Genomic DNA, 18,869 nt, shown 5'->3' with positions numbered 1-18,869 from the left:
GCCGGCTTGATGTTGGCGATGTAGGACACGAAAGCAAAAAGGGCTGCCCGAGGGCAGCCCTTTTTCTTGGCGCAACGTACTGGCCTGCGTTCGCGCCGCCTCATACGGATTCGCCTTCAACCGTCTAACGCAAGTTGGTTCGCCTCGCCGTGCTTCAGCACTGTCTTCGGCTTCCCGCCTCGTTATCCGATGGAAGGCAAACCCGTATCAATACTCATCGAAGATGCGCTGGATCTCGCGGGGGTCGGTGGTGCGGGTCAGCGCCAGCATCAACAGGATGCGTGCCTTCTGCGGCGTATGCATCATCGACGACACGAAGCCCTCCTGCGCGAACTGGCCCACCGGCGTGACCATGCCGCTGGGAACGCGGGAGGCCACGACCACCGCCAGGCCCTTCTGCCGTGCGGCCTTCAGGCTCTCGAAAGTGGTGTTGGGCATGTTGGCATGGCCCACGCCCGCGTTCACGATGCCCCGCGCACCCAGCGCGGCGATGGCATCGACGATGGCGCCGTCCGAACCCAGCGTGGTGTAGTTGATGTCCACGCGCGGCAGCGTCTTCAGTGCGGAGACGTCGAATTCGCTGCGCACCGTGTGGCGCTTGAGCGGCTGCGCGACGAAGTAGGGCACCGCGTTCTGCATGTACCCGAGGTCGCCGCCGTCCAGGGTCCTGAAGGTGGCGACGTTGGTGGCGTTCGTCTTCGTGACGCCGAAGGCGCCGCTGATCGTATCGTTCATGGCCACCGTTACGCCTTTGTCACGCGCCTGCGGACTGGCGGCCAGTGCCACGGCATTGGCCAGGTTCAGGGGGCCGTCCGCGCTCATGCCGGTGCTGGGGCGCATCGAGCCGACCAGCACCACTGGCTTGGCGCTCTTGACGACGAGGTTCAGAAAATAGGCGGTTTCTTCCAGCGTGTCGGTGCCGTGGGTGATGACCACGCCATCCACGTCGCCCGCCGCGAGGATCTCGTTGGTGCGCCGCGCCAGCGTGAGCCAATTGTCGATGCCGAGCTTGGAACTGCCGACGTTGAAGACCTGCTCGCCGGTGATGGTGGCGAACTTCTCGATCTCCGGCACCGCCGCGACCAGGGCTTCGACGCCCACGGGCTTGAGCCCGCTGGAGAGCCCGTAGTCGGTCAGGGCCAGGCTGTTGGCGCCCCGGCTGGCGATGGTGCCGCCCGTGGCCAGGATGGCAACGTGGGGCTTGAGCGCGGCCTGCTGTGCCAGCGTCTGGCCGGCGGCCCCGAGCAGGCCGGCGGCCGTCAGCAGCGTGAAGAGAAAGCTTCTTTTGTTCATGGTGCGATGTGGTGGTGGTGGTGAAAAAACGAGGGGGGTGGTGTACGGCCCGGGTCAGCGCTCCAGCACCCGGCCCGGCCGCTGCCCCGTCGGCTGCCGGCCGTCCCAGACCTGCTGGCCGTTGACCCACACGCCCTCGATGCCGCGGCTCGCCTGCACCGGCCGGTCGAAGGTGGCCAAGTCCTGGACCTGCGCTGCGTCGAACACCACGAGGTCGGCCTTCCAGCCGGCGCGCAGCAGGCCGCGGTCGGCGAGGCCATAGTTCTCCGCGGCCATGCCGGTCATCTTGTGGACGGCCGCCTCCAGCGTCAGCAGCCCTTTTTCGCGCACCAGCCGCGACAGGACGCGCGTGAAGGTGCCCCACTGGCGCGGGTGCGGATGCGGATCGAAGGGCAGGCCGTCGGAGCCGACCATGGTGCGCGGGTGCGCCAGGATGCGCTCCACGTCGCGCTCGTCCATCAGGAAGTAGATGGCGCCCGCGGGCGCGAGCCGCTGCAGCATGGCCTCGTCGTCCAGCCCCCATTCGCGCTGCAGGTCGGCGTAGTCGCGGCCCTGGGCCGAGGGGTCGCCTTTCGACCAGGCGATGAGCGTGCGCCGTGCCAACCGCACACGGTCCAGGCGCAGCATCGTGGAGGTGGCGGGGTACGGGTGGCAATCGAGGCACACGGGCTGCAGCAGGCCGGCCCGGTCGATGCGCGCGAGCGTCTCCAGCGAGCGGCCGTGGTTGCGCTCGCCGGCCAGCTTGTGGTGCGAGAACACGACGCGGGCGCCGAGCGCTCGGCCGATGTCCAAGGCTTCTTCGATGGCTTCGTCGATGTGGTCTGCTTCGTCGCGCAGGTGGGTGGCATAGACCATGCCCGCGCGGCCGCGCATGGCCGCGCCGATGTCGATGATCTCTTGCGTGGTGGCGTGCTGCGCGGGCGGGTAGAAGGTGCCGGTGGAGAGGCCGAACGCGCCGGCTTGCAGCGCTTCTTCCAGCAGCCGCGCCATGCGCTCGCATTCCTCCGGCGTCGCGGTGCGCTGCAGGTCGTCCATCGCGCTGACGCGAAGGCTGGCGTGGCCCACCAGGGGAATCACGTTGACCGCCGCAGGCGCATCGCGCAGCGCCTGCATCCATGCATGGAAATCGGGGTAGCGGAAGAGGTCGGGCGGGCCCAGCAGGTCGAGCGGCTGGGGCAGGCTGCGGCCGGGCGGCACGGGCGCAAGGCTGATGCCGCAGTTGCCGGTCACCACCGTGGTCACGCCCTGCGAGACCTTGGGCACCATGTCGGGGTGGGCGAGCAGGTAGCCGTCGTCGTGGGTATGCGAATCGATGAAGCCGGGCGCGAGCACCCGGCCGGCGATGTCGATCACCGCGTGGGCGCCATCGACGCCGGTGCCCGACTCCAGCACGGCGGCGATCGTGTCGCCTTCGACCAGCAGGTCCGCAGCCCGGGGCGCCGCGCCGCTGCCGTCGATGAGGAGGCCGCCGCGCAGCAGCCATCGTTCGGATGCCGTCGCGTGGTGAGTGACAGGCTGGGCCATCAGTCGAGCTTCTCGATCTTGTTGCGTTCGATCACCTCGCCCCAGCGCTTCGTCTCACGGTCGATGGTGCGCTGGAAGTCGGCGGGCGTGCCGCCGGCCGGCACCGCGCCGAGCTTGGCCAGGCCCTCGCGCACGGCCGGCGTGGCCAGCGCGGCGTTGATTGCGGCGTTCAGCTTGGCGACTATCTCGGGCGGCGTGCCGTGCGGCGCCACCACGCCGCCCCAGGCCACCGTCTCGTAGCCCTTCACGCCGGACTCGTCGAGCGTGGGCACGGTCGGCAGCAGCGCGATGCGTTTGGCGCTGCTCACGGCCAGGGCGCGTACCTTGCCGGCGGCGACCAGCGGGCCCACTTCGGACGAGTTGGCGAAGAGGTAGTCGATGCGCCCGCCCATCAGGTCCTGCAGCGCGGCCGGGCCGCCGTTATAGGGCACGAAGAGCACGTCGATGGCCGCCATGCTGCGGAACAGTTCGCCGCCCATGTGGCCGGTGGTGCCCACGCCGGGCGCGCCGAACGACAGCTTGCCGGGCGCCTTGCGCGCCGTGGCGATGAGCCCGGCCACGTCCTGGATCGGGGAATCCTTGGGCACGATCAGCACGTTGTAGAGGTCGAACGCATGGGCCACCGGCACCAGGTCGCGGTCCACGTCGTATGGCAGCTTCTTGAACAGGCTGCGGTTCACGGCCAGCGTGTTCACGTTGCCGTAGCCGATGGTGTAGCCATCCGCCGGCCGGCTCTTGATCTGCAGGATGCCGATGTTGCCGGCGGCGCCGGGCCGGTTGTCGATCACCACCGGCACGCCGAGCGATTTGGAAAGCTCGTTGGTCACGAGCCGCGACAACACGTCGGGCGAGCCGCCGGCGGCCGACGGCACGACGAAGGTGATGGGCTTCTCGGGCCAGGCGGCCTGCGCGGGCAGGGAGGCTGCCGACAGGCAGGCGGCCGAGGCGAGGAGCGCGAGGGAGCGGGACAGCATGCGGTGGATCATGGTGGGCTTTCTCTGGAAGGGGAGGAGACTGCGATGGGGGGGCTCAGGGCAGCGGATCGCCCGCGCCCGTGCGCTCGACGATCAGCCGGTAGTGCTCGGGGCGGCGGTGCTTGGCGAAGTTGAAGACGTGCTCGCGGAAGTGCTCGCCGAGCGACAGGTCGGCGCGCACGCAGATCACCTCGTCCTCTTCGCTGGTGGTGCGCGCAACGATTTCGCCGCTGGGCGCGACGATGACCGAACTGCCGATCATGTGGTGCCCGTCTTCCGCGCCGCATTTGGCGGCTGCCGCGACCCAGATGCCGTTCTGGTAGGCGTTGGCCTGCAGCGAGATCAGGTGCGTGGTGGTGCGCAGGTGGGCCGGCTCGTCCCAGTGGATGTTGACCGAGGGCGTGTTGTAGCCCAGCACCACCACCTCGGCCCCCTGCAGCGCCATCACGCGGTAGGTTTCGGGCCAGCGGCGGTCGTTGCACAGGCACATGCCCATGCGCACGCCGTCGGTGTCGAACGCGCGGAAGCCCAGGTCGCCGACCTCGAAGAACTTCTTCTCCAGGTGCTGGAAGGGCGCCTCGGGCTTGTGGTCCGCATGGCCGGGCAGGTGGATCTTGCGGTAGCGGCCGCGGATGGCGCCGTCCTGCCCCACGATCACGGCCGAATTGAAGCCGCGGCCCTCATGGGTCAGCTCCGCATAGCCAAGGTAGAACCCGACGCCGAGCTGGCGCGCCACATCGAACAGCGGCTGCGTCTGCGGCCCCGGCAAGCTGCGCTCAAAGAAGCGCTCGTGCGCCTCCGCCTCCGGCATCCAGTAGCGCGGGAAGAACGTGGTCAGCGCCAGTTCGGGAAACACCACGAACCGCGCGCCGCGGCCGTGCGCCTCGCGCAGCATCGCCACCAGCCGCGCGACCACGGAGGGCCGGCTGTCGGCGAGGTGCACGGGGCCCATCTGGGCAACGGCCAAGTCGAGGAACCGGCGGGTGTTGGCGGGGCGCGATGTCATGGAAACCTTCTTCTCTTCGGTGCAGCAGGGGCGATGCAACCGATTATTCGAAGCGGTGTCCGGTGCGTCGAATGACGCTTTGTCGCGCAGGTTTAACCCGGTGTTAAACCTTCGCATCCTCCCGGTGCGTGCGGGCGCGTCCTGCACCGGCAGGGGGCGGGCTGCCCGGGCCGCACGCCACCGTGGTGCGCCCCCGCTGCCTGCCTGCCTTGCGTGGCGGAACTCAGCCGATCGCTTGGCCTTCCGCGAACGGCAGCGCCAGACCGCACTGCAGCAGCACGCTGTGCAGCGCGTGCAGCAGCGCATGGGCCGCCGGCGAGAGCGGCGCGCTCTGCAGATGCACCAGATCGGCCACGATGGGCTGCGCACCCCGTACCGGGATCACCTTGAAGCGCGATTCCAGCCAGCCCTGCAGCGAATACTCGTCCACCAGCGCGGCGCCCGCGCCCGCATGCACCAGCGCGCAGGCATAGTGGGGCGAGGTGACCTCGACGTGGAAGCGCGGAGCCATCTCGCGGTCCGCGAACATCTGGTCGATGCGCAGACCCAGCGGGGAGCCGTGCGGATAGCCGATGAGTTCGTGGGGCAGCAGATCGTCGGTGCCTACCTCCTCGCATGCGGCCAGTGGATGACTGCGCGGGCAGATGAAGAGCAGCCGGGCCGCAGCGAGCGGGCGGGTGACGAGGTTCGGGTGATCGACCGGGAAGGTGGAAATGCCCAGGTCGGCCCGCTGCTGCAGGATGCGCTCCTTCAGCGCGTCGTGGTTCAGGCAATGGAAGTGCACCTGCAGGTCCGGCAGGGTCGTGCGCAGCTGGGCGATTGCCAGCGGCACGATCATCTGCCCGAGGCTGGGGCTCGACAGGATGCTCACGAAACCCCGGGCCCGCGCCGCCAGCTCGCGCGTCAGGCTGCCGATGCGTTGCACGCCGCCGTGCACCTGCTCGACTTCCACGTACAGCCGCCGGGCCTCCGCCGTGGGATGTAGCCGCCCCTTGACGCGTTCGAACAGCGCGAAGCCCAGCCGGCTCTCGGTGTGCGACAGCAGCCGGCTGATCGCGGGCACGGACACGTGGAGCAGGCGTGCCGCCCCGCTGACGGACCCTGTCACCATGACGGCCCGGAAGGCTTCGATCTGTCGCAGATTCATGGACTCGATTCTGCAGGGTGCGCGCCGGTGCGATGCGCGGCAGCGCAGGAGGTCCGCTGAGCGAGCGGTCAGGCGCTCAACCGGTCGAGCAGGCTGTACCACGCCACGCCCGCCGCCACGTAGAACCGCTGCAGGCCATGCAAAGGAATGGGCTGGATGGGCGTGATGGGGTAGGGGCAGCGCTCCGGCACGCCGCCGCCCACAAGGGCTGCGGCCTCCCGGCCCATGCTCGTGGCGAGTGCGATGCCGCGGCCGTTGTAGCCGAGCGCCATGGTGATTCCCGGGGCGGGCTGGTGCAGGTGGGGCATGAAGTCGCGCGTCACCGCGATACGGCCCGCCCAGCGGTGCGCGTATTCCAGCGGGCCCAGGTCCGGGAACATGAGCGCCGTCGCCCGCTCCAGGTGGGCGAAATCGCTCGCGCCGGCCGGGTCGGTGAAGTGGCCGCGCCCGCCCATCAGCAGCCGGCCTTCGGCATCCTTGCGGAAGTACAGCAGCAGGCGCTGCGAGGTGGAGCCGGTTTCCCCGCCCGGCAGGATCGTGTCGCCGCGCGCGCCGAGAGGCCGCGTGGCAACGATGAAGCTGTTGGCCGCCAGCACCGTGCGGGCCAGGCCTGGCCACAGGCCGTCGGTATAGCCGTTGGTGGCCAGCACCACCTGGCCTGCCTCCACGGTATGGCCGCCGGCGGTGCTGGCCACCCAGCGTGCACCCTGCCGCACGAGCTTTGCCACCGGCGAGCCGCCATGCAATCGCACGCCCAGCGCCTGCGCCGCGCGCGCCAGCCCCCGCGCATAGGCAAGCGGCTGCACGGCGCCGGCCCGCCCATCCCACCAGCCGCCCGCGAACGCCGTGCTGCCGATGCGCGCCGCCACTTCGGCGCGGTCGAGCAGAGCGGCAGGAACGCCGTGGCGCTTCCACTGCCGGGCGCGCGCATGCATGCCCGCGACCGCCTGCTCGGTGTAGCCCACTTGCAGCCAGCCCGCGCGCACCGGCGCGCAGTCGATGCCGTGCCGCGCGATGAGGTCGAACACCAGGTCCGCCGATCCGGACACGGCCTGTATGAGCAGCTCGGCGCGGGCTGCGCCGTAGCGGCGCACCAGCTCGTCGGGGTCGTGTTTGAGGCTGGGATTCACCTGCCCGCCATTGCGGCCCGAGGCGCCCCAGCCAATGCCGTGGGCATCGAGCACGCACACCCGCGCGCCGCTCGCGGCCAGGTGCAGCGCGGTCGAGAGGCCGGTGTAGCCCGCGCCCACCACCAGCACGTCCGCCGTCTGCCGGCCCTGTAGCGGCTGCGCGTCGGGTGCCGCTGGCGCAGTGGCAGCCCAGAGGGAGTCCGCAGCGGGATGGGTTCCGATGGCGCGGGCCGAAGCACCGCCGCTCATGCCGTGCCTCCACCGGGCGCGTGCAGCACCCGACGCAGGAAGTCCTGCGTGCGTGCATGCCGCGGCGCTCCCAGCACCTGCGCTGCGGCGCCTTCCTCCACGATGGTGCCGCCATGCAGGAAGCACACGCGGTCGGCCACCTCGCGGGCAAAGCCCATCTCGTGCGTCACCACCACCATCGTCATGCCTTCATCCGCCAGGGTGCGCATCACGGCAAGCACGTCGCCAACCAGTTCCGGGTCCAGCGCCGAAGTGGGTTCGTCGAAGAGCATGGCCTCGGGCTTGAGCGCCAGGGCGCGGGCGATCGCCACGCGCTGCTGCTGGCCGCCCGACAACTGGGCGGGGTAGTGCCCGCCCTTGTCGGCCAGGCCCACTTTTTCCAGCAATGCCAACGCCTCGGCGCGGGCTTGCGCGGCGGGCACGCCCAGTACGTGCACGGGGCCTTCCATCACGTTCTCCAGCGCGGTGCGGTGGGGAAAGAGGTTGAAGCGCTGGAACACCATGCCCATGCGGCGGCGCAGCAGGTGGATGCCGGTGCCGCGCTGATCCACGCGCTCGCCGAAGGCGCGCACCTCGCCGCCCTGGTAGGACTCCAGCCCGTTGATGCAACGCAGCACGGTGGACTTGCCCGAGCCCGAGGGGCCGATAAGGCACACCACCTCGCCGCGTGCGACGCGCAGGCTCACGCCCTGGAGCACGCGGTGCGCGCCGTAGGATTTCTGCAGGCCTTCGATCTCGATCATCGGCGGCTCCCCGCGCCCAGCCGGCGCTCCAGCCGCCGCAGGCAGGCCACGAGCGGCAGGCTCATCGCCAGGTAGAGCAATGCCACCAGCGTGTAGACGGTCATGTTCTGGAAGGTGGAGGAGGCGATGAGCTGGCCCGCCCGCGTCATCTCGGCCACCGTGATGGTGGAGACCAGCGACGAATCCTTGAGCATCATCACCAGCGTGTTGCCGTAGGGTGGCAGCGCGATGCGGAAGGCCTGCGGCAGGATCACGCGCCGCATCAGCAGGGCGGGGCGCATGCCCATGGCCAGCGCCGCTTCGCGCTGGCCCGAGTCCAACGGCCTCGATGCCGGCGCGGAAGTTCTCGGCCTGGTAGGCGGAATAGGCAATGCCCAGCCCGATCACGCCGGCCTGGAAGGCTGTCAACTGCACGCCGAAATCCGGCAGCACGAAATAGATGTAGAAGAGCTGCACGATGATCGGCAGCCCCCGGATCACGTTGATCAGCGTGGACGCGGCGATCGATATCGCGCGCACCGGTGAGAGCTTGCCGAGCGCGAGCAGCAGCCCGAGCACGCTGCTGAGCAGGAAGGCAAGCACGGTGACCTGCACCGTGACCACTGCCCCCTGCAGCAGGATGGGAAGGAAATCCCGCGCATGCTGAAGGAATGGGGACATGACCTCAGATGCCCCACTTCTTGGTGATCTGGGCGAGTGTTCCGTCGGCCTTGATCGACGCGATGGCCTTGTTCAGGCGCTGCAGCGTCTCCGCATCGCCCTTGCGCACGACCAGGCACACGTCGCCCACGTTCGACGGCTTGTAGCCCTCGGCCAGCTTGACGCCCTGGAAGGTGTTCTGCCGGATCTGGTAGGCCAGGATGGGCTGGTCCGCCAGGCCTGCCTTGATGCGGCCCAGCGCCAGGTCGCGCGTCAGGTCGGCCACCGAGTCGTAGCTGCGCACCTCCTTGAAGATGCCCTTTTTCTGCAGCATGTCCAGGAACACCGTGCCCACCTGCGCGCCCACCACCTCGCCCTTCAGGTCGTCGAGCGAGGCATAGGCGCGGGCGTCGTCGGCCTTGACGATCAAGCCTTCGCCGTACGAGTACACCGGGTCGCTGAAGTCCACCACCTGCTGGCGCGCGGGGGTCTTCAGCATGGCGGCCGAGACGATGTCGATCTTGCTGGCGGTGAGCGAGGGGATCAGCGCCGCGAACGTCGTCTGCTGGACGTTGGCGGTGAAGCCGCCCGCCTTTCCGACCGCTTGCACCGTGTCGACCATCATGCCCTGGATGCTGTTGGTCTTGATATCGAGGAAGGTGAAGGGAATGCCCGTCGCCGTCGCTCCCACGTTGTAGCTGGCAGGCGCGGCACCCTGCGCACCGGCGGTGTGCATGGCGACCGCGGCGAGCAGGCCGAGGGACAGGTGGCGGAGGTGGCGAGAGAGAGCGTGCATGACAGGACTCCTTGGTTGCGGGCAGGTAAAGCGTGGGTACGGGGAGATACCCCCTCGGCGAGGCAGTCGGGTGGACACGGCAGTCCAAAACCGGCAGCGGCACAAGTGCAAGATCAATGCCATCTTCGATTCAATTGGAGCGATATGAAATTGGTGAAAACTACTAGTCGCTTTATATGAATCGCTATGCGATTTTTTTGCGGCTGGTCGGTATACTTCGTTCATGCCTTCCGAGCCCACCGATGACGACGTCAGCCGCCTTTTCAACCAGTCGCTGGAGAAAGGGTTGGACGTGCTCTGTGCCTTCCGCGCGCAGCGCGGGGGCATGACCTTTGCCGAGGTGGCCCAGGCTGCCGGCATCAGCCGCAGCTCTGCGCAGCGCATGATCTACACGCTGGAGCAACTGGGCTACGTACGCAAACACCCGCAGACCCGGCGCTATGAGCTCACGTCCAGGGTGCTGCGCATCGGGTTCAACTACCTGGCGGGCAATCCGCTCATCGATCTGGCGAACCCTTTTCTTTCAGAACTGACCAATGTCACCACCGAAACCACCTGCCTGACCGAGGCCGACGGCGCGGAGATGGTGTACGTGGCGCGTTTCGTCAGTGCCCAGTTCGTGCCGGTGCACATGCCCATCGGCAGCCGCATTCCGATGTACTGCACGGCGTCGGGGCGGGCGTTCCTCAGTGCGCTGCCCGAGGCGGAGGCTGCGGCCTTGATCGGGCAGTCCGAGCGGGTTGCGCACACCCGCCACACCCTGACGGATGAGCGGGCGTTGCAGGAAGAGTTGCGAGTCACCCGGCAGCGCGGTTATGCGGTCAACCGGGAAGAGCTGTTTCTGGGCGACATGACACTGGCAGCCCCCATCGTGGGCGGCCAAGGTCGGCCCGTGGCGGCGGTGCACGTCGTGGCGCCTACCAGTAGGTGGACATTGGAAGAGGCCGAGAAGCGCCTCGCGCCCGCGTTGCTGGCCTGCGCTAGGTCGCTGAGCAATTCGGTGCGCGCGCTGGCCTGACCGTCCGGGGTGCGCTTCGGGGCTGCATGCCGCGGCGGGCGACGGGCGGCGTTGCCGCGCGCTACGCGTCCGTCCCCTCGTCGGGCTGGAGGCCGTACAGTCACCGGCAAGGCATCATTCGCCTCGACGCATTTACGGAGCCGCCCCATGAAAATCCCCGTCATTTCCCAGAAGCGCCTGCCCGAGCTGCTGCGCGCCATGCCCAAGGCCGAGCTGCACATCCATATCGAGGGCTCGCTTGAGCCCGAGCTGATCTTTGCGCTGGCCGAGCGCAACGGCGTGCCGCTGCCGTATGCCGATGTCGAGGCGCTGCGCAACGCCTATGCGTTTTCCGATCTGCAGAGTTTTCTCGACATCTACTACGCCGGCGCCAGCGTGTTGCTGAAGGAGCAGGACTTCTACGACATGACGCGCGCCTACCTGGCGCGGGCCGCTGCCGACAACGTGGTGCATGCGGAAATCTTCTTCGACCCGCAGACGCACACTGCGCGCGGCGTGCCGATGGAGGTGGTGGTGGCTGGGCTGCACCGCGCTTGTGCCGACGCGCGGGCGGAGCTGGGCATATCGAGCGCGCTGATCCTTTGCTTCCTGCGCCACCTGAGCGAGGAGGACGCGCTCCAGACGTTGGAGCAGGCGCTGCCGTTCCGGGACCGCTTCGTCGGCGTGGGGCTGGACAGCAGCGAGGTGGGCCATCCGCCGGAGAAGTTCGCGCGGGTTTTCACCCGCTGCCGCGAGCTGGGCCTGCGCCTGGTGGCCCATGCGGGCGAGGAGGGGCCGCCTGCCTACATCTGGAGCGCGCTCGACGTGCTGAAGGTCGAGCGCATCGACCACGGCGTGCAGGCGGTGCACGACGCGGCGCTGATGCGCCGGCTGGCGGACGAACGCATCGCGCTGACCGTGTGCCCGCTGTCGAACCAGAAGCTCAAGGTGTTCCCCGACCTGGCGGACCACAACCTTAAGCAACTGCTGGACGCGGGCCTGGCGGTGACGGTGAATTCGGACGACCCGGCCTATTTCGGCGGCTATATCAACGAGAACTTTCTGCAGCTGTTCCAGGCGGTGCCCGCGCTGACCGCCAAGGATGCCTACCACCTGGCCTTCAACAGCTTCGAAGCCAGCTTCGTGCCGCAGCCCGACAAGCACCACTGGCAGCATGCGCTGAAGGCGTGCTTCGAGCGGTTCGCCGATCACCAGGGTTGAATTCAGGGTCAAAACGGGCCTGGGCGATTATCCTATAAGCGCCTGATGCTATAAAAAACATAGCATTCCGGCGCAGGCCTGCGCCGCAGCGCAGCCTGCATCAGTCAGCGCGCGTGTTCCGGGGCCAGCGCAGGGCCGACGGCGCGGCCGAAGGCTTTGGCGCGGCGGGTTCGCCGGGAAGCGGCCCCGATATTCACGGCTTCAATCCTCCACGAACCTGAGCCGGTTACCGAAGGGGTCGGTCAGCGTCATCAGATCCCCGCCCCACGGCGCTTTCTCCACGCCCGGCCGGCGGGTGGCGTATCCGCGCGCGGTGAGTTCGGCGTGGAACGCCACCAGGCCCTCGCAGCGCAGCACCACCGTGGCGCCCGGCGTGCCGTCACGTTCGTCCTCCGACAGGTGCAGCACGCAGCCGGCGCGCGAGACCTGCAGATAGCGCGGCGGTCCGGAAGCGGCCAACAGCGTTGCGGGCTCTGCCGCAACATCTGCTTGGGTTGCAGCGTGTTGCGTGTCGGGCAACCGCCAGTTCACCGAGAAACCCAGCAGCCCGACGTAGAAGCGCAAGGCTTCGTCGACGCCATCGATGGGCAGCACCGGCACGCTCTGGCGGACCTGGAGGCTCTGCACATCCGAGGCCGCATCGGCGGCAGGACGTTCGGCGCCGGAGCGGGGCGCGGGCTGGGGGGCGACCTCTGCTGCGGGGCTGGCAGTCCTTGCCGGCTGGCGGACGGGCCGCTCCGCCCGGGCGCGGGTGCCGGTGGCGCCTGCCGGGGACTGCGCGGGGGTAGCGGCGTCTGCTGCGCCTGGCACATCCATCAGCGGGCGGGTCGGCGATGCCGCTTGCAGCGCCTCGTACACGCGCAGCGCCGCATACGCGTCGTTGGCTGCGTAGCGCTGCTGCGCATCGGTGAGCTGCGGCTGCGCCCAGTTCGATGTGCCGATCTTCTTGGACTTGACGAAGCGCTGGCCGAACAGCAATGCGATCGCGGTTTTGACGCCCATCGACCGGGGGTGGCCCAGGCGCCGCAGCACGTTGTCGAGGTCGAGCAGCGCATGCACCGGCCCGCCCAGCGACCGCGCCAGCTGGCTGCGGTCGTTGTCCAGCCCGAAGCCGGCCTTCACCAGGTGCGGCGCGGCCAGCAGGGCCTGGACGGCGCGGCGGCAGCCGGGCGTGTTCAGCTGGAACAGCCAGCCCTGCTCCAGGGTGGCGAACTGCACCAAGTGCGGGCCATCCGACACGTCGCCGCGCACGAACGTGGGCTTGGATTCGGTGTCGAAGCCCAGCACGGGCAGATCGATCAACGCCTGCAGCGCGGCAGCCGCGTCGGCGTCGGTGCGGATCAGGCGGATGCGGTCGAGATCCAGCCCCTCGAACAGCGGCAGCAGCGCGATCTGTTCCTTGGTGGGCAGCGGTGGGTGGGAAGAAGGGGGCATGGGTGCGATGTGGGGCCCGGCTGCGGTTCGGGGGCGGGCCGATCAGAGGAACCGCTACGCGGCGAAAAAGCGGGAAGTGCAGCCAAGAATACCCTCGGGCGTGAACCGATGGACAGAACGCCGCGATCGGCCCATGCTGGCAAGGCCCCGACGGCAGCGTGCCGGCATCAGAGGGCGACGAACCCCGCGAGCGGGCAACGACAAGACCCGCGCCAGGCCGCTGCGGCGCCACCCCGGCGCACCGGCCCCCTCACCGGAGACACACCATGCATTCCATCGTCCGCAGCGGCACCCGGCCGCTTTCCTTGCTGGCCCTGGCAGCGCTTGCCGCCTGCGGCGGTGGCAGCGACAACGGCGGTGGGGGAGGCGGTGGCGGCGGGGGGGGAGGTGGTTCGGGCACGGCGCTCAATGCGGAGATCCGGCGCACCAGCATGGGCGTTCCGCACATCAAGGCCGCCAACTGGCAGGGTGCGGGCTATGGCTACGGCTATGTCCAGGCGCAGGACAACCTCTGCACCCTGGCCGACGGCTTTCTCACCTACCGCGGCGAGCGGTCGCGCTATCTGGGCGGCGACACGCAGGTGCTCTACGACAGCACGCTGGGGCGGCCGAGCAATATCGATTCCGACTTCTTCCATCGCCACGTCATCTCAGCCGACGTGGTCGATCGCATGGTCGCCGCGCAGCCCGAGAACCTGCGCCAGATGGTGCAGGGCTTCACGGCCGGCTACAACCGCTACGTGCGCAGCGTGAAGGCCGGCGGCAGCGACGTGGGCGCCACGGCGCATGCGGCCTGCCGCAACGAGGACTGGGTCGCGCCCGTGACCGAGGGGGACGTGTGGCGGCGCATGATCGCCGCCAACCTGGCAGGCGGCTACAGCAACTTTGCCGCGGCCATCGCCAACGCGACGGCGCCGGCCGCCGGCAAGGCCGGGCCGGTGGCGCAGGCTGCTGCTGCCACCACCAAGGCGCCAGGCGCCGCCGCGCTGCAGGTGGCCGCCATCGACCCGGCCCGCACCCGCACGCCCGACCTGCAGGTAGGCGGCACCCTGGGCATCGGCAGCAACATGTACGGCTTCGGCGCGGCGGTGACGGGCGAGGGCAGCTCGGTGCTGTTCGGCAACCCGCACTGGTTCTGGAAGGGGCCCGATCGCTTCTACCAGGCGCAGATCACCATCCCCGGCGAGCTGAACGTGAGCGGCGTGTCCTTCCTGGGCATACCCGTGGTGCTGATCGGCTTCAACGACAACGTGGCGTGGAGCCACACCGTGTCCACCGCGCGGCGCTTCGGCTTCTACCAGCTGAGCCTGGCCTCGGGCGACCCCACCAGCTACCTGCGCGATGGCCGCCCGGTCAAGATGACGGCCAGCACCATCACCGTGCCCACGCGCACCGCGTCGGGCGGCACGGCCGACGTGACGCGGACCCTCTACCGCTCCGAATACGGCCCGATGGTGAACCTCTCCGCGCTGAACCCGGCGCTGGGCTGGAACCAGACCACGGCCTATGCGATCCGCGACATCAATGGCGACAACCTGCGCACCTTCCGCAACTGGATGCGCTGGAATCAGGCCAAGTCGCTGGACGAATTCATCGCCATCCAGCGGGAAGAGTCCGCCATTCCGTGGGTCAACACCGTGGCGGTGGGCCGGGGAGATGGCCGCACCTGGTATGCCGACATCGGCGCCGTGCCCAACGTCTCGCCCGACCAGGTGGCGTCGTGCACCACCGCCGCCGGCCGCGCCGTGGCTGCCGCGCTGCCCAACGTGCCGTTCTTCGACGGCTCGCGCAGCGCCTGCGATTGGCAGACCGACACCGATTCCGTCCAGAAAGGCGCCGTGGGGCCTGCGCGCATGCCGCGCCTGCTGCGCGGCGACTACGTGGCCAACATGAACGACAGCTATTGGCTGGCCAACCCTGGCGCACCGCTCACGGGCTACCCGGCCATCTTCGGCGCCACCGGCACGCCGCAGACCCTGCGCACGCGCCTGGGCCACACCATGGCGCAGCAGCGCCTGGCGGGCACCGACGGCTATGCGGGCACGCAGGCTTCCAGCGCCATCGTCCGCCAGATGGTGCTGAACAGCCGTGTGTACAGCGCCGAGCGGTTCAAGGACCAGGCGCTGGACATGGTGTGCACGGGCAGTGCCGGCACCGACGCGGCGGCCGCCTGCGCCGCCCTGCGCTCCTGGGACAACACCGGCAACACCACCGCCCGCGGCTCGCACGTGTGGGACGCCTTCTGGCGCCGCGCCCAGGCCGCCGTGCCCGCCGCCCAGCTCTACGCCGTGCCGTTCAGTGCCAGCGACCCGCTGAACACGCCGCGCGACCTGAGCCCGAGCGCCGCCCCCGCGCTACGCACCGCCTTCGCGGGCGCGGTCGCCCAGGTGGTGCAAAGCGGCTTCGCCATGGACGCGCAGCGCGGCGACCTGCTCTTCGCCACGCGCGGCGGCCAGCGCATCGCCCTCTATGGCGGCTGCGGCGATGTGGGCTACTTCACCATCACCTGCTCGGAAAACCCGCTCGAGCGCGGCGGCTACACCATGGACGGCCAGCCGCACGGCAACAGCTACATGCAGGTGGTGAGCTTCCCGCAGGGCGGCGTGCAGGCGCACACCTTCCTCACCTTCTCGCTCTCCGACGACCCGGCCTCGGCGCACTACGGCGACTACACCCGCGCCTACGGCGCCAAGCAGTGGCTACGCGTGCCGTTCGCAGAGTCGGAGATCACCGGGGACAAGGATTACCGTACGGTGACGATCAGCGAGGCGGTTGGGCAGTAGGGGGCAAGCCCATCCAACTGGCGCTAGAGGTGCCCTGCACGAACTGCGCGGAACGGGCGCCATGGACGGGGCGGGCTGCAGGGCGCACGCCCCGGCAGCGGCTGCGCCAAAGGCGAGGGTGTCCAACGCTGCAGACCGTTCGAGTCCGCAGTTGCGCTCAACGGAGAGATTCATGCAAGGGCTGCCTGATGCACTTGCATGCCCGTTGATGCGACTCGGTCAACTCGCCGCACGCTGACTGCCCGCACCGCACCGCACCGCACCGCACCGCACACTATCGATTCAGCGGTTCGTGTGCGGGTGGGTATGAGGGGAAAGATTCCCGAGTTTGATGAAGACTACGGTGCTCGGTCTGTGCGGCTCTGTTGCACAAATCCATTTTCGGACGGCATGACCCCCACCCCGGACGGACCTATGCCACAGCAGCCACCGGCACGGTTTGCGCACGCCCGATCTGGCTGAAGCGATTGAGCAAGGCCACGCGGACATGCAGTTCCACCACTTGGCGCTCGAAAGTGCGAGCAGTCACCCTCTCGCCCAGTCGCTTGAAGCAGTGCATCTTTGTCTCCACAAGGCTGCGCCGGTGGTAGCCGCTCCACTGCTTCCAGATGCTGCGGCCCAGGCGCTTGCACGCCCGGATGGCTTCGTTGCGCTGCGCCGAGCCTGGACTGGACTTCTTCCAGTGACTGGCGTTCTTGCGCGGCGGGATCACTGCCATCGCCTGCCGCTGCGCAATGGCGTCCAGGCAGTCTCGCGTGTCGTAGGCGCCATCGGCACAGACGCTTCCGATGGGTTCGTCGGTAGGAATCTGAGCCAGCAACTCGGGCAGCATCGGCGCATCGCCAATGGCGTTGCTGGTCACCTCGATGGCGCGGATTTCCAGCGTCTGCGCGTCGATGCCCAGATGGACCTTGCGCCATTCACGCCGGTACTCGGCGCCATGCTTTTTGCGTTTCCACTCGCCTTCGCCCAGGAACTTGATGCCTGTGCTGTCGACCAGCAGATTCAGCGCCGACTTGCTCGCCTGGTAGCTCAGTTGGACCTGCAAAGTCTTCTGGCGCCGGCAGACCGTGCTGAAGTCCGGCACGGGCCAGTCCAGCTTGGCCAGGCGCAGCAGGCTGTGCACCATGCCCAGCGCCTGCCGCAAGGGCTGGCCGAACAGGCACTTGATGCCCAGGCAGAACTGGATGGCTGCGTCCGAGAAGGTCGGGCTGCGCCCGCGCTTGCCGCTGGGCGTGGCGAGCCACGGCATCTCCTGATCCAGCCACATCGTCAGCGAGCCCCGCGCCTTCAGCGCCGCGTTGTACGCCTTCCAGTTCGTCGTACGGTACTTGCTGCGCTGCCTGTTCTTTGCTTCTGCCACGCCGTCAGTCTACGGGCGCCGGTCAGGCGGGCCGATTTGTGCAACAAAGCCAGTGGGTGCACGACAACATCCACTACTTTCCCAGCCACGGCAGCGTGCAAGGTGCGCAAGACACGCTCGACAAGAAACGCGGCAACGCCTTCGACACCAATAGGGAGCCTCTCACAATCCCTGATCCGAGCAAAGCATCAAGACTATCCGCACACATTCACCTGCTTCGGGAGCGCGATAGCGACTCCCCTGGGGGCGCCCCCGTGCTCAGCTGACGCGCTTCGTCCCNGGGAGCCTCTCACAATCCCTGATCCGAGCAAAGCATCAAGACTATCCGCACACATTCACCTGCTTCGGGAGCGCGATAGCGACTCCCCTGGGGGCGCCCCCGTGCTCAGGGGCCTTTCGGCCCCGGCGACTCATGCGTTCGCCGTGCGCGGGCGCACCTGTGCCTTGCAGGCGCCGCTTTGGGGTTTGAAGAATGCATCCACTCCCCGCTCCAGCAAGGACGCCAGCCGCTTCATGTTGTAGCAGGCGGCCATCATCGTCATGCCCACCGTGGCGCGGGTCTGCCCGATCGTGCGAACGAACTTGCCGCCCAGGTGACGGAGACCGGCAAACACATGCTCCACCTTGGCACGCTTCTTTGCGATACGCTGGTTGCGCCTTTGCTGGCACTCGCTCAGCGGCTTGCCCGGCCGGGCCCTGCGTTGCATCGCGTCTACCAAGCCCAGCACCTTGAGTAGCTGCTGGCGCTGCCGGCTCGCGTAGGCCTTGTCCGCATGTACTGCACGCCCGGTGTTGTGCATGTCCAGCACCTCATCGAAGTGGTGCCCGTCGTGCTCGCTGGCCGTGCCCGTGCAGATCCGGCGGATGAAGCCGTGCTTGAGATCCACGCTCACGCTCAGCTTGTAGCCGAAGTAGCTCTTGCCGTGCTTCTTCGTGTGCGTGGCGTCCACATCCTTTTGCCGGCGCTCGGCCTCGCTCCAATCGGGCGTTCTGCCTTCGGCCAGCGCCTCGCGTTCCTGCCTGTCCAGGCGCTGGCGGGGCGCGGGCACCAGCGTGGCATCGATGGCCTGTCCGCCCCGGGCGATATAGCCATGGCGGTGCAGTTGCGCATCCACACCCTGGAACAACGCCGTCGCCCCGTCAACGCCCAGCCGCTCGCCGAAGCGCCAGATCGTGTTGCGGTCCGGCACGTTCATCGCGTCTTGCAGCAGACAAAAGCGCTGATAGCTCGCCCGGTCCAGCAACTGGTACTCCATCTGCTCGTCCGACAGGTTGTACAGGCGCTTCAAGACCAGGATGCGCACCATCACCTCGATGGGATAGGCCGGCCGACCACCCTTGCGGCCATCGCCGCGCTCGATGAGTGCATCCACCAGCCGCGCCAGCTCGGCGAAGTCGATGTGCCGCGCGATCACCTGCAACGGATCGCCCACTTCATCTCTCTTATGCTGGCGCGACGCCTCGGCAAACAGATCGAACTTCAAGGCGCTGCGAGGAGAGATCATGGCAAGGAGGACGGCTCAGGTCTTGTCGGTGAACAAGGGAGTGGCAGGGTTTTGAGAGGTTCCCA

Annotated in this window: 14 protein-coding genes and 1 pseudogene; 3 read left to right on the top strand and 12 right to left on the bottom strand. The window is 68.5% G+C overall.

The features are described from left to right. Positions 1–207: 207 nt before the first annotated feature. The 9 genes and pseudogenes from ASF94_RS10805 to ASF94_RS10765 all read right to left on the bottom strand — a co-directional run bounded on the left by ASF94_RS10805 (position 208) and on the right by ASF94_RS10765 (position 9,441). Positions 208–1,293 (bottom strand): asparaginase, encoded by a 1,086-nt coding sequence (locus tag ASF94_RS10805; RefSeq protein WP_082493178.1) that lies wholly within the window; start codon positions 1,291–1,293, stop codon positions 208–210. Positions 1,294–1,347: 54 nt separating this feature from the next. Beyond that, entirely contained in the window at positions 1,348–2,817 is a 1,470-nt protein-coding gene (locus ASF94_RS10800; protein ID WP_056665748.1) for an amidohydrolase family protein, read from the bottom strand. Then, positions 2,817–3,803: a tripartite tricarboxylate transporter substrate binding protein gene (locus ASF94_RS10795; protein WP_056665745.1), complete on the bottom strand. Its 987-nt coding sequence runs from the start codon at positions 3,801–3,803 to the stop codon at positions 2,817–2,819. Before ASF94_RS10795 ends, ASF94_RS10800 begins: the two co-directional genes overlap by 1 nt. Positions 3,804–3,846: 43 nt before the next feature. After that, entirely contained in the window at positions 3,847–4,797 is a 951-nt protein-coding gene (locus ASF94_RS10790; RefSeq protein WP_056667133.1) for an N-carbamoyl-D-amino-acid hydrolase, read from the bottom strand. Positions 4,798–5,020: 223 nt separating this feature from the next. Further along, positions 5,021–5,944: a LysR family transcriptional regulator gene (locus ASF94_RS10785; RefSeq protein ID WP_056665742.1), complete on the bottom strand. Its 924-nt coding sequence runs from the start codon at positions 5,942–5,944 to the stop codon at positions 5,021–5,023. Positions 5,945–6,012: 68 nt separating this feature from the next. After that, positions 6,013–7,323 carry an FAD-binding oxidoreductase gene (locus tag ASF94_RS10780; protein ID WP_056665740.1) on the bottom strand — a complete coding sequence of 437 codons (1,311 nt, stop codon included), beginning with the start codon at positions 7,321–7,323 and terminating at the stop codon, positions 6,013–6,015. After that, positions 7,320–8,066, bottom strand: a complete 747-nt coding sequence (locus ASF94_RS10775; protein WP_056665737.1) for an amino acid ABC transporter ATP-binding protein — start codon at positions 8,064–8,066, stop codon at positions 7,320–7,322. Before ASF94_RS10775 ends, ASF94_RS10780 begins: the two co-directional genes overlap by 4 nt. Beyond that, a pseudogene (gene ehuD / locus ASF94_RS10770) lies at positions 8,063–8,726 on the bottom strand (ectoine/hydroxyectoine ABC transporter permease subunit EhuD). The gene ASF94_RS10775 and the pseudogene ehuD overlap by 4 nt, the downstream one beginning before the upstream one ends. A gap of 4 nt (positions 8,727–8,730) precedes the next feature. Beyond that, positions 8,731–9,441: an ABC transporter substrate-binding protein gene (locus tag ASF94_RS10765; protein ID WP_235505360.1), complete on the bottom strand. Its 711-nt coding sequence runs from the start codon at positions 9,439–9,441 to the stop codon at positions 8,731–8,733. A 283-nt stretch (positions 9,442–9,724) separates the two neighbouring features. On the opposite strand from ASF94_RS10765, the gene ASF94_RS10760 reads away from it, so the two are divergent. Both ASF94_RS10760 and ASF94_RS10755 read left to right on the top strand, forming a co-directional pair. Further along, positions 9,725–10,519, top strand: coding sequence for an IclR family transcriptional regulator (locus ASF94_RS10760; RefSeq protein ID WP_056665730.1), 795 nt, complete (start codon positions 9,725–9,727; stop codon positions 10,517–10,519). A 147-nt stretch (positions 10,520–10,666) separates the two neighbouring features. Further along, positions 10,667–11,719: an adenosine deaminase gene (locus ASF94_RS10755; protein ID WP_056665727.1), complete on the top strand. Its 1,053-nt coding sequence runs from the start codon at positions 10,667–10,669 to the stop codon at positions 11,717–11,719. A gap of 201 nt (positions 11,720–11,920) precedes the next feature. Here the strand turns inward: ASF94_RS10755 and ASF94_RS22005 are convergent, their stop codons facing one another. Next, entirely contained in the window at positions 11,921–13,153 is a 1,233-nt protein-coding gene (locus tag ASF94_RS22005) for a glyoxalase superfamily protein (protein WP_369818661.1), read from the bottom strand. 266 nt (positions 13,154–13,419) lie between these two features. Between ASF94_RS22005 and ASF94_RS10745 the strand changes: the two genes are divergently transcribed. Continuing rightward, the gene (locus ASF94_RS10745; RefSeq protein ID WP_056665725.1) at positions 13,420–15,936 is read left to right on the top strand and encodes a penicillin acylase family protein; all 2,517 of its coding nucleotides are present in this window, start codon (positions 13,420–13,422) and stop codon (positions 15,934–15,936) included. A gap of 412 nt (positions 15,937–16,348) precedes the next feature. On the opposite strand, the gene ASF94_RS10740 is transcribed toward ASF94_RS10745, so the two are convergent. Further along, complete coding sequence (locus ASF94_RS10740; protein ID WP_056665723.1) at positions 16,349–17,299, bottom strand: IS5 family transposase; 951 nt, start codon at positions 17,297–17,299, stop codon at positions 16,349–16,351. 410 nt (positions 17,300–17,709) lie between these two features. Further along, complete coding sequence (locus ASF94_RS10735) at positions 17,710–18,801, bottom strand: IS5 family transposase (RefSeq protein ID WP_056667130.1); 1,092 nt, start codon at positions 18,799–18,801, stop codon at positions 17,710–17,712. Positions 18,802–18,869: the final 68 nt, after the last annotated feature.

The organism is Acidovorax sp. Leaf160 (genome assembly GCF_001424265.1).
Lineage (GTDB): Bacteria > Pseudomonadota > Gammaproteobacteria > Burkholderiales > Burkholderiaceae_C > Paracidovorax.
The sequence above is the reverse complement of the archived record's forward strand: the minus strand, read 5'-3'. Positions and strand labels throughout refer to the sequence as shown.

Coding starts and splice junctions, on each gene's coding strand:
- ASF94_RS10805 (WP_082493178.1), bottom strand. CDS start 1,293: ATGAACAAAAGAAGCTTTCTCTTCACGCTGCTGACGGCCGCCGGCCTG.
- ASF94_RS10800 (WP_056665748.1), bottom strand. CDS start 2,817: ATGGCCCAGCCTGTCACTCACCACGCGACGGCATCCGAACGATGGCTG.
- ASF94_RS10795 (WP_056665745.1), bottom strand. CDS start 3,803: ATGATCCACCGCATGCTGTCCCGCTCCCTCGCGCTCCTCGCCTCGGCC.
- ASF94_RS10790 (WP_056667133.1), bottom strand. CDS start 4,797: ATGACATCGCGCCCCGCCAACACCCGCCGGTTCCTCGACTTGGCCGTT.
- ASF94_RS10785 (WP_056665742.1), bottom strand. CDS start 5,944: ATGAATCTGCGACAGATCGAAGCCTTCCGGGCCGTCATGGTGACAGGG.
- ASF94_RS10780 (WP_056665740.1), bottom strand. CDS start 7,323: ATGAGCGGCGGTGCTTCGGCCCGCGCCATCGGAACCCATCCCGCTGCG.
- ASF94_RS10775 (WP_056665737.1), bottom strand. CDS start 8,066: ATGATCGAGATCGAAGGCCTGCAGAAATCCTACGGCGCGCACCGCGTG.
- ASF94_RS10765 (WP_235505360.1), bottom strand. CDS start 9,441: ATGCACACCGCCGGTGCGCAGGGTGCCGCGCCTGCCAGCTACAACGTG.
- ASF94_RS10760 (WP_056665730.1), top strand. CDS start 9,725: ATGCCTTCCGAGCCCACCGATGACGACGTCAGCCGCCTTTTCAACCAG.
- ASF94_RS10755 (WP_056665727.1), top strand. CDS start 10,667: ATGAAAATCCCCGTCATTTCCCAGAAGCGCCTGCCCGAGCTGCTGCGC.
- ASF94_RS22005 (WP_369818661.1), bottom strand. CDS start 13,153: ATGCCCCCTTCTTCCCACCCACCGCTGCCCACCAAGGAACAGATCGCG.
- ASF94_RS10745 (WP_056665725.1), top strand. CDS start 13,420: ATGCATTCCATCGTCCGCAGCGGCACCCGGCCGCTTTCCTTGCTGGCC.